At 36.3% G+C, this 11,006-nt stretch carries 4 protein-coding genes; 3 read left to right on the plus strand and 1 reads right to left on the minus strand.

Features of this window, described 5'->3' with window-relative positions:
* The first annotated feature begins 181 nt into the window (after positions 1-181).
* The 3 genes from D5018_RS09975 (at position 182) to D5018_RS09980 (ending at position 7,847) form a co-directional block, all read left to right on the plus strand.
* Positions 182-6,640 carry a tetratricopeptide repeat protein gene (locus D5018_RS09975; RefSeq protein ID WP_121838857.1) on the plus strand — a complete coding sequence of 2,153 codons (6,459 nt, stop codon included), beginning with the start codon at positions 182-184 and terminating at the stop codon, positions 6,638-6,640.
* 440 nt (positions 6,641-7,080) lie between these two features.
* The gene (locus D5018_RS21680; protein WP_165905036.1) at positions 7,081-7,221 is read left to right on the plus strand and encodes a hypothetical protein; all 141 of its coding nucleotides are present in this window, start codon (positions 7,081-7,083) and stop codon (positions 7,219-7,221) included.
* A gap of 236 nt (positions 7,222-7,457) precedes the next feature.
* Positions 7,458-7,847 (plus strand): IS982 family transposase, encoded by a 390-nt coding sequence (locus D5018_RS09980; RefSeq protein ID WP_165905037.1) that lies wholly within the window; start codon positions 7,458-7,460, stop codon positions 7,845-7,847.
* A gap of 156 nt (positions 7,848-8,003) precedes the next feature.
* Here D5018_RS09980 and D5018_RS09985 read toward each other — a convergent pair whose 3' ends face one another.
* Positions 8,004-9,635: an ankyrin repeat domain-containing protein gene (locus D5018_RS09985; protein WP_121838859.1), complete on the minus strand. Its 1,632-nt coding sequence runs from the start codon at positions 9,633-9,635 to the stop codon at positions 8,004-8,006.
* Positions 9,636-11,006 lie beyond the last annotated feature (1,371 nt).

Here is an 11,006-nt window from a genome sequence, read left to right on the forward strand (position 1 = left end):
GAATTTTAGCTAACTCAGATAGATATTAGCTAAATGAGCGTCCAACTGATTTTTTTAGGATAATAGATTGGACTTGATGTAAGGCTTCTATAAGCATTTGAGTTCAGTCTTGAGTTAAGTGTTCCTTATAACACACGGATGCGTGCCCCAAATATCAAAAAGAATTAAGGGTTTTGAGACTATGTTTAATGTTAAAAAGACGTTGCTGGCCACTACAATTTCAGCGGTTCTATGTTTTCCTTCGTATGCGGCAGTGTCTGTAAATGACATTGCCACTGTAGTAAAGGATGTAAGTGGTGTTGAAAATAAAGGTATTCATGATCTTTATAATAAGTCCATATTGGAAGATAAAGACATTAGCCAATCCATTACCAAACTTAATCAATTTTCAAAAAACAAAAAAAACAAATTAACTGAAAGGGCTAATGCACAATTCACCATTGGTCATTTGTATTGGCGTCATGGCGACCCTGTTAAGGCTCAAAAAGCGGTGGACGTTGGACTTAAATTAGCTAAAACCTCTGATGGTTTCTTACTAAAAGCGCGTCTGCTTGACGCTCAAGGTAAGCCAGAAAAAGCCATAAATTGGTATCAAAAAGCCATTGATTTGACCAAGAGTAATGTTGAAAAAGAATTCATATTGATCCGCCTAACCATGATTAATGCAACCGAAAATGCCGATGCATTAGTTGAGCTGGCTAATACCCGTGATCAAGCATTCAAAAACCGTGCAGCGGTTGTTTTGGCTATTATGGGCTATCAGAAGAAAGCGCTAGAGTTATACAAAGTTGAAGAACAAGCCAATAAACCGTTCCAGCAATATATTCGTTTGGCTGATTGGGCTATCAAATCAAAAGATTACAAAATTGCTCAAAAAAATGCTTGGCAAGCATTTGAACATGCAGCTGCAAAATATGATTTACGCTATGCGCTTTCTATTTTGATTGAGTCATATCGTGATGCCAATGAATTAGAAGCCCTTTTACCACTTTTAGAAACTTATCCAAATGATTTAGATCTTCAGCAAGCACGTGTTGATGTTCTTGTTGAATTAAGTCGTTATGATGAAGCTATTGACCTGTTTAAAAATACATCTTCTGATGAGCTAGAGTTAGCACAACGGCAAAGACTCATCAAATTGTATCTTGCGGCAGATCGTCCTCAAGATATGATCAATGAATATAACAATCAAATCAAAAAAGAATCTGATGTGGTTGCGTGGTATGACGGTCTTGCATCCCATTATATGAATATTGGGGAAACCGATAAGGCATTAAATGTTTGGCAGCAGATGGCTTCGAATAATGAGAAAAATATATATTCGTTGGTTGATGGTGCTGAAAGCATGGTGAAAATGGGTTTTGCCGATGAAGCCATCTCATTCGTTACCAAACATGCCAACAACAAAGGTTTTGCTGTACCCGCCAATTTCTTTTTATTCGAAACTTACCTAAATCGTGGTCAAGAACAAGAAGCCACACATGCATTAGAGCGTTTGGAAACCCTTCTACCAGATACTGCTGGTGAGCATAAAGACATTGCTGATGCTTACGAGCGTTTATCTCGTGCAGATAAAGCCCTAGCCATCTACCAACGCCTTGATCAGCAAGGTCAGGGCTTAGGTTATGATGAACGAATGCGTCTTGCTTGGTTATATAGCATTAATGATCAAAAGCAACAAGCACTGGATCTTTGGCAAGATATTTGGACAGGCGTAAAAAGTCCTGCTCGCCGCAGTTTCTCTGAAGCTCAATTGATGTTGTTAGCCGCTGAATTAAATAAATTGGCTGATATCGTTGTCGATATTGAAGAAAAGCTCATTCTGAATAAAGCCAACGAAAACGAAATCAATCTTCTTGTTCGTATTTATGTTGAAGTTGGCGACCAATTATCAGCAATTGAAGTGATTGAGGAGTTTGCTCGCCGAAGCAACATGAATGAAGTCGATAAGCTCAAACAATTAAGTAAAGTCTACTTAATGCTGGAAGACCCGAAATCGTACGATAAAGCCTTACGACAACTTCTTGTCGCAGAACCTGATTTTAAAACAGAGCATATCCGTAACATCATTTTGAATATGCTTACTAATGAGTTAGAGCAAGATAAAGACAAGCGTTTGGCTGAGGTCAATAAGTTGCTTAGCAATTTGAAAGTAGATAATGCCGCGCAGGTCGCAGGTGAATTTGAAGCAGGCATTATGACCATGGGCGGCTTTCCTGAGCGAGCCATTGAAAGTTATCGTCGTTCGATTGCAGAAACACCTACAATGTCAGATAACCTGTTATTGATGTCTGATCTTATGAAAGATCACGGTCGTCGTGATGAAGCCGTGTCCATTTTGCAATACGTAGCTGAACATGCTGATGGTGATAACGAATTCGTAGTCGCCATTGATGGCATCATCAATATGATCGGTGCTCGTCGCTTTGGTGAAGAATTGACACCTGAAATTCAAGGTACCTTCCGTTGGGTTCATCGTTTAGTTCTTGAGCGTATCACTTCAAGAGCAGACAAATTCTATCTTTACACACTGTTAGCTGAGATTTCTCAAGAAACCAATGATAGAGAAGGGGAATTTATTGCGGTAGAAAACTCGTTAGCACAAGCAGGCATTCGCCGCTCAAGTATTTTACGTGAGTTGATTACTTTATCTACCGCTACAAACAGTGTTACGGATATTCGGTTGGGTGATGAAGAACGCAAAGTCACTTACGGTCGACGTCTCATTGGTTTAAAACAAGAACTTCCACCTGAAATTTATATCGATTTGAGTAAGACATTACTCAGTAAAGGTAATGTGCTAGAAGCTGAAAAGTCTTTTGATATGATCACTGATATCACAGGGTTGATTGAAGTTGATAAAACTAAAGCACAAATGTTTCTCGATGCAGGCTATGTCAATAAAGCGTTGATCTCTTTTAATAAAGCATTAAGCCGTAATCGCTCTGATCTTGAACTTCTTAAAAGTACAGCATTGTTGCGTGAAGAAATCGGTCAAGATGACATTGCTAATACATGGTATTGGAATGCGTTAAATGGACTAATTCAGCAACAACCAGCAGTGCTTCGTAATGGTGTTCCACAACAGAAAAGAACAAACTTTTGGGAGCCCAAAATTGACACTACTGTCAGTCGTTCATTCCGAAATCATTTTGAATCTCTCGCAGAGGGTTTCATTGTCACTTGGCCAACAGACGCCACAAAAGCTAAAAATAGACTTCAAGAATTACTGTCCTTATTTAATTCTGAACTGGCGAATGTTCAACAACTTCAAGTGCAAGAGGAACAATTGCCTTTAAATCAATATTCACGATTGAATCAAACTTCAAAATTGGTCAGACGTGTTGCCACTTCTACGGATAATAGTGAAATTGCTTTGCAAATTGATACAAAGTTACTTTCATTGTTTAAAAATGATGAGTTACTCCAAACTGATATTGCACTGCATTACCATAGAGCCGGATATTTTAAGGAATTAGCCGAATTAGAAGCGAGCATTGGTAAGAAACATCAAGTGTTTGTGAGTGAGCCAGATAATTCATCTGTTTTATCAAATGCTTTAAATTATGCAGAATACCAAAATGATGTTGAGACACAATTTCAATTGCTAAGTGTATCCAGGGACAGCGATAAAACTTCAAGTTTATTTAATCGATTAATTCAAAAGCAAGAATTAGTAGAGGTTTTTGCTCGTGGTCTATCTTTACTCTCACCAGAGCAGTTCAAATCAGTTGTTGGTTCTAAGTTGACCAATGATGGTTCAATGGATCAAGCTTATTTCAATATTGCGATTACCAATTTAGACTTATATCGAAAAGTAGAGAAAACTTTAGGAAGAAAACTATTATCTACAGATAAGATGGCTGAATATATTGATAAATATGATCCCAAAAAGGATCCAAGAACATCGTATATAGCCTCAAAAAATATTAACTCTATTATAGCTGACTCATTATCTATTTCAGAACAAATCGATTATGCACGAAAACAAGTTGCTAAATCGACCGCAGGGTATGAGGTATTGTCACATTTCGATCTTATTAAAAAGGGTTTGAAGCAACACCTTTCTGATGAGGATATGCAAAAATTTGAATTATTAATTAAAGAGCTATTAGATCGAATTGATTTCAAAAATACTTATGATGTTCCACAATTAGCAGTAGGTTTTATTGTACCAAATGCACATAAGACACATAAAAAACTGCTTTCTAACACCATTAACTATATCGGACGTAAAGCAAAATTTGGCACATCCTATACTGATATGGCTGAATTAATATTTAATGGCTCTGATGAAGAGTTATTGTTTAAAATATTCGAGTTTAAAGCTAAGAATCCAACTATTGGTTATCAGCTTAACACCTTAGTTGCAGATAACTTCTCATCTATTGTTGATAAATACTTGTTTGATATTGATGGTGACAAGAAGATATCTCTTGATGAAGCCAAAGCCTTTTACAATGCGAAATATCCATCGAGATTTTATGAGTTAAGCTCGCAAGAATATACACAACAATTATCTTTATTAAAAAAATTAATAAAGAATTACCCTGAAGAAAAATCGTTTAAACTGGCTGAGCTGGATGTAGCTCTAAAGTTAGGCGACAAAATTTTGGTTGATCAAAGTCTGCTTAATTATTATAAGTTTGATCCTAGGGAGCCTTTTATACGTGCAGCTTTATATGAGAAGTTAATTAGTGAGCATAAATACACTAAGGCTTTAGCATTATTGCAAGATGGGGGGGAGGATCTTCGTTTACCTGAAGTTAAGGGTAAATTAAGCCAGCAAGCATTGTTGGACAGAAATACGTCCATTTCCAGTGCGCATTTGTACAAGGTTTTGGCCAAGGTTGACGGGTCTGGTGTCCCTAGTGGTCAGACACAAACTAATAACTTACGTTATATCGATCAGTTAGTGGCGAGTGTAAAAGCAAAGGACAGCCTAAAAGTCCAAGCTAATCTTAGAGCTTTATGGAGACATGTTCTTTCTGGTTCAACCAAAACTGGCAATTTTGGTCGTGGTATTTCTTACAATGATGCATTGCAATGGGATACAGACATTTCTAAGGAAAGTGTGACTAACACAAGTCAAATTGTAAATCCTACAATTGCTAATGATTTTATTTCACAACTTGATACGCCGTCAGAAAATAAACAAAATCTCTTTGATATTATTGCTCAATACAAATTTGCTTCCGTTGAATTTGATAAGTTTATTCGTGCGTTTCCTTTCAAAAAGCAAAGAGAAGTGGGTAAGTTTTATTCACTCATCGCTGATTCGATCATTCAAAACAATGGCTTTGATAAAAAATTAATACAGTTAGAGCGAAAATTGCTCAAAGGTATAATTTCATCACATGACTTAAATTTATATTTAACTCTAGTTGACAAACAGCCTAAAGAGGTTTCCGACAAGGTTATTGATGCTTTAAAAGGTATTTCTAATAATCTATTTGCTTCTAGTCACTGGCAAACATCTAAGTTAGCTAATTTGTTTGCAAAGCACGGTGAACTCTCTATTGCAAGCGAACATTATCTATTATTAGTAGCGCAATTGGTACAGTATAATGAGTTTTCAACGACTCCAAACTATGACGCTTCTAATAGCGCACCGGCTGTTACAGTTTTAGAAATAGTAAAAAGTATTAAGAGCAATTATCAACCATCACAGGCTCAATCCTTATTTAGACAAATTGCTAGTATTGTCAAACGTGCAGATAAGAATGCCGCTGTTGATAGTTATTACAATGCATTTGTCTTAAAGGGGAGTCTTTTAGTTGCCTCTGAAAAACCCATTGAATTTGCTAGCTCTATTTCGGAAAATTCTGTTAGTGAAGATCCTAAGTTGAAGTTCCAGTCTCCACAACGTATAGCTCTTATCGAAGCATATAAACAGGCAGGGGATTTCGATAAAGCCTATAAGTTGCTGAGCCAGTATTTTGTAATCAATAGCATTTTTGAGCAGGACTTGGATGAATCTGAATCATTTCGAGTTATATCAAATGTGCAATATACGGCAAAGGTTTTAGGCATATCTGCAGCACTGACTGTAAAGCAGTTTCGCCATAAGTTCCTAACACCATGGCAACAAATTTTCTTTAATTCAGATAACTTATTAAACGACGAAAACAGTGATTGGTTATTATTCGTTAACCACAAACTGTTTTCAGCTATGAAAGATAAGAGGTATAAAACTGATAAAGTGGTCGAATTGTTGTTCCTTGTGAATGCTCAACTCGCTAAAAGTAATTATGAACAAGCTATTAATAACTTAGCTAAAGTAATTAGCTACATGGGGCGTCAATCAGAACGCTTTACCAGCAATAATTGGGAGCAAGTTATCGCCATTAGTAACAAGTTTGACATTGGCTTACCAACCAGTATCACTCAGTTGCTGTCGAAAAGTGGTGTGCTTTCTTCCGAAGACGAAGCTAAAGTGATTTTGAGTTTGAGTAAAAGTAAGCACGATAAAAAATCATACCTTCAAGCTAAGTCTTTTGCCAAAGACTCTGATAAGTTAAATGTCATGGAAGCCATGTTATCTTTTGCTGAAAACATGAATATGCAAGAGCCTGAATTATTAGATAGAGTAAAAGTCGAGCGCAAGGCACGTGCTCAATTTAAAATAAATAAGTTTTAGTTAAAAATTTATCCCTTCTGGGTTAATTTCTAGCCTTTTGGGGTGAATTATCCTCTATCTTGTAAGTTGTTGATACCTCGTCCCTTGTGGTGCGAGGTTAATTTTATATTTTTTGTTAGTCAGCTCAAAATTGAAGGTTAATTGATTAAAACTTTTTATGTAGTAGGGGGGATATACGTAAAACCGACATTACTTCTGAAAAGTGTCCATAAGATTAACATCTTTGTAGGACCTATTTATTAGTCTCGCATCGTGGTGTACCCCCCGTCATTCAGACGGGTAGCTTTTAGCTAGCAGTTGGTTTTAATATGCTTGTATGAGATACAGGTATGGTTCTCACACAAAATATAAAATTGAGTACCCGATGTGTGAATTCTAAGAGACATGACCGTAGCATAAAATGATAGTTGTCTAATCAAGCATCTTATGGGTTATCGGTCATGTCTAGCCTAGATTTTATCATTACTGTTTTCTGCTTAGTTGATGATTTATACAAAGAGGAAGTTAAAGAGCCACTTCGTTCAGCTGGCCGTAAGCCAAACCTTTTGGATGCTGAAGTTATCACGATGGAAATTGCTTGAGAATGGTTAGGTTTTCATGATGATAAAGCTATCTGGAGTTACTTTTTACAACACTGGATTGAACTCTTTCCAAAAATTCCAGCGCGCTCTCAGTTCGTTAGACAAGCTGCAAACCTATGGCAAGTCAAACAGTTGATGCATGCTAGCCTATGACGAGAAATAAATTTCAGCCAGCGAGATATCCACTTGATAGATGGTTTTCCTATACCAGTGTGTAAATTAACACGAGCAAAACGTTGCCAAGTGTTAAAGGCATAACAAACTATGGTTTTTGTGCGTCAAAGCAGGAGCATTACTATGGTTTTAAAGGACATTTAGTTACCGATGAACGAGGTATACCTTTAAACTTTTCAGTAGCACCAGCCAATATTGATGAAAGAGATGTTGCTTATGAGGTGTTGGATAAGGTTATTGGGCTGACCATTGGAGATAAAGGCTTAATCAGGCCTTCACTGAAAGCCGATTTACTTCAAGTCGGACTGAACTTACAAACACCCTTGCGGAAAAACATGCTTGATAAGCGTCCACCAGAAATCGTGCGCTTGCTTTTAAAAGTAAGGCGAAGAATTGAAACAACAATTGGTCAACTAGTTGAATACTTTGAAATTGAAAAAATTAGATGTTGAGATTTATGGCATTTAACAAGCCGCATGGGTAGAAAACTCCTCGGTATCACCATAGGAGCATTTATTAACATTTCATGCGGCAAAAACCTATGCAATTTGAAGATATGATTTTGCTTAGAGAATTCACACATCGGGTGTGTATTGAATGTTTTTATTTTATTTTCTAGATGGAATCATTTCTGGCCAAGGTCTTCTTAAATACCGACATCTATCTTGTTTTAACATCTGTTCTTGTAAGTAATAGAATGCTTCAAAATGCCCTTCCATGCGTGCTCTGTCTGATGCACATAGTCCGAGTTCGTTTTCTTCAAAAAGATCCACACCGCTACTTAGTAACAAAACAATACAATCCATATGACCGTTACTAGCGGCTACTGATAATAATGATGATGTACCTCCGATGTGTAGTTTCGAATTGATGTTTAAATCCGCTCCACAGTCTATTAATACCTTTAGACTACCGGAATGTCCCAATAAGCATGCGAAAAAAGCTACGCTTCTCGCTTGGTCATCAAGTTCATTTATGACATCAGGAATGTTTTTCAATAATAGCTTTAGTGCTGTCTGATTATTTCGCATGACAGCCACTTTTAAAGAGTTTACCTGAGACTCTTTAGATACTATTTTTAATTTAGGTATTAGCAACTCTAGACAATCAGTTTCATCTGAATATCTTATTGCTTTATCTATAGCATTACATCCATCTAGTTTATCGCGTTCTTCAAAGCTAATATGTTTATCACTTATTAACTCCTTTAACGCTTTGCTGTCTCTTGCTTCTACTGCACGGTACATCTTTTGTTGAGGTGTTTTATTGGGAAGCTTCTTACCAATAGCCTGATTAATCACAGTGTTGATTAAACCTATAGCCGAGTCAATGGATAGCTTCTCTTTAAAAAAATCGATAATTTCTCTACAATTATACTTCCAAGCTAAAAATAATGGGCTCACACCTGCTTTGTTCTGCAGTAATATCTGCTTATTTGTTTTACACAAAACTTTAACACAAGCTAAATTACCTGGTTGAATAGCCTCCAGTAATGGAGTATCTCCTAAATTACACTTAACATAGATATCAGCACCTCTTAAAATCAAACTATTAACACAACCTATATGCCCACCATGAACAGCAAGAAAAATTGGTGTACGTCCAAGGTGATCTTTTATTTCTGTATTTGCTCTGTTTTCTAGCAGAAAATTTAAATTTTCTCTCATCCCTCTTTGTGCTGCAGCGTGTAACGCAGTATATTCTGGAGCTGATTTTGGTCTATATGCTTCATCAGGCATGTTAAGTTCTCTTATCAAGCTTATAGAACAACAAGATAAGACCATTGTAATCAATGGATTCCCCATACAATTCGTAAATAATAATTCACTTTGTGAAAACTGCTCAATAGTTTTACTCTTTTCTAACTCTGCAAGGTACCTCAGAGGATTGTTATTAAATTTGGGGTTAACCCCGTTGACCCAGTCAGAAATACTCTCTTTTTTGGTAATTGAAAAATTAGTATTGGTGAGCTGCAATTTTTTTATGCGGTCAGTTGGTTTTAATGATGAATTTAAAGGGTTATTAAACATTGTTTCATGTTGTTCTGTGCGTGGTTCAAGGATAAAATTATGCCTTGTACCTCGTACAAGATATTGTTGTGTTTTCCTATTGAAGCTAATTTCGAGCACTTGAGTTGTATCGAAGTCATCTAAGACTTCGCCAACTAACTCAACTTCTGCCATATATAATTTAAACAGACTCTGCGCTTGACCAGAAAACTCAACCGCATTTGTAGCCATAAAAACACCATGTTAAATGCATTTTAGCTAGATAATACCTGCTTAATTACTCAATGAAATAAAATAATTCCTTATAAAATATCTCGAATGAATATTTTGGAGCAATATCATCTAGCTTGGTGATAGTTTATCAGAATTCCAAATAGCCGTTTATTTCATTACAAATCTAAAAAGGGCTCTTCCGAAAGATATATACTTAGGCGCTAAGTTATAAGGTATACCGCCTCAAAATGATTACCTAGCAGCTTATTAGGCGGGAAAAGTCATTTTTACGGACATGTTACCGCATACTGATGAAAATTTAACACACGTGTAAAATATCGATTTAAGCCAATAAAATCATTAGTTTTAATGCTGTCGCGGTGAAATTGCAAGCGATTGGTTTTGTATGATAGAAGGTATCATTTCCCTTTTTCGGTGGACCTCCAAAAACAATATGGAACTTTATGGATTTATAATACTTAACTATTTTTAAGTAAAATCATAAGGTTAACAGATTCTTGCTTTGCTCTTTATGACAGGGGGCTTGTTACTAGCAAAATATGCGCAAAACTATTTTAGTGATTACTTTCGTGGAGACTGTGTTAAATGTCTATTATTTCAATAAGATATGCTACAATCGAGTGGATTCGAACCACCGACCCCACCATGTCAAGAGTGTGTTTTATTGCTAATTAACTTACTGTGTTTAAAGCAAAAAAAATAGTTTTGTGCTCTAGGTGATTTACTGAAAACACTGAATTTACTGAATTCGCAGTGTATATTAATCAACAAGTTACAGCATAGTTTTGCGAGTAATTTTGGCGTATTTAACCTCAAGTTTCGGAGTTCAAATCCAACAATAAAAATCGTTTATCATGTTGATATTTAAAGAAAAGGTAAGGGTTTGCGTGTTATAATCTTGTTGCTTAGACAAAAACTAAACGGCTGTTTTGTTGTGAAATTGACGCGAAGTCTAATAAATCTTGGGGCTCTGAAGCTTGGCTTAAATAAGATGCCGTACACTTTAGGTTTTAAAGTCGCGTTTTCCAGAACCGACTATCTAGGTTTGATGAAATAAAGAATTTGGCAATTTGTTGCTTTACTTAAATAATAGTAACTATTCAGTCTAGTTGACTCAATCTGCTTAAAATAGCAACGGTTGAGTCATCATTTTACTTGATCCTCAATGATCATTTGACCGATCTTCACAACATGTCATCCTAAACCAATGCTTAGTCTATTCGTGATTCATTTTGAAAATTAGCGGTATCAGGGCAACCGCGCGAGTGTTTAAATTTCGTCCGCTACAGTTAGCCCAGCCTTTAAAACCTTTTCGAGATAATCTGTTTTCATCCAAGCTCGCTTTCTTTTTGTTGGGATGCTTATTTT

Origin of the sequence: Parashewanella curva (assembly GCF_003675895.1) — a bacterium.
GTDB lineage: Bacteria > Pseudomonadota > Gammaproteobacteria > Enterobacterales > Shewanellaceae > Parashewanella > Parashewanella curva.

Coding starts and splice junctions, on each gene's coding strand:
- D5018_RS09975 (WP_121838857.1), top strand. CDS start 182: ATGTTTAATGTTAAAAAGACGTTGCTGGCCACTACAATTTCAGCGGTT.
- D5018_RS21680 (WP_165905036.1), top strand. CDS start 7,081: ATGTCTAGCCTAGATTTTATCATTACTGTTTTCTGCTTAGTTGATGAT.
- D5018_RS09985 (WP_121838859.1), bottom strand. CDS start 9,635: ATGGCTACAAATGCGGTTGAGTTTTCTGGTCAAGCGCAGAGTCTGTTT.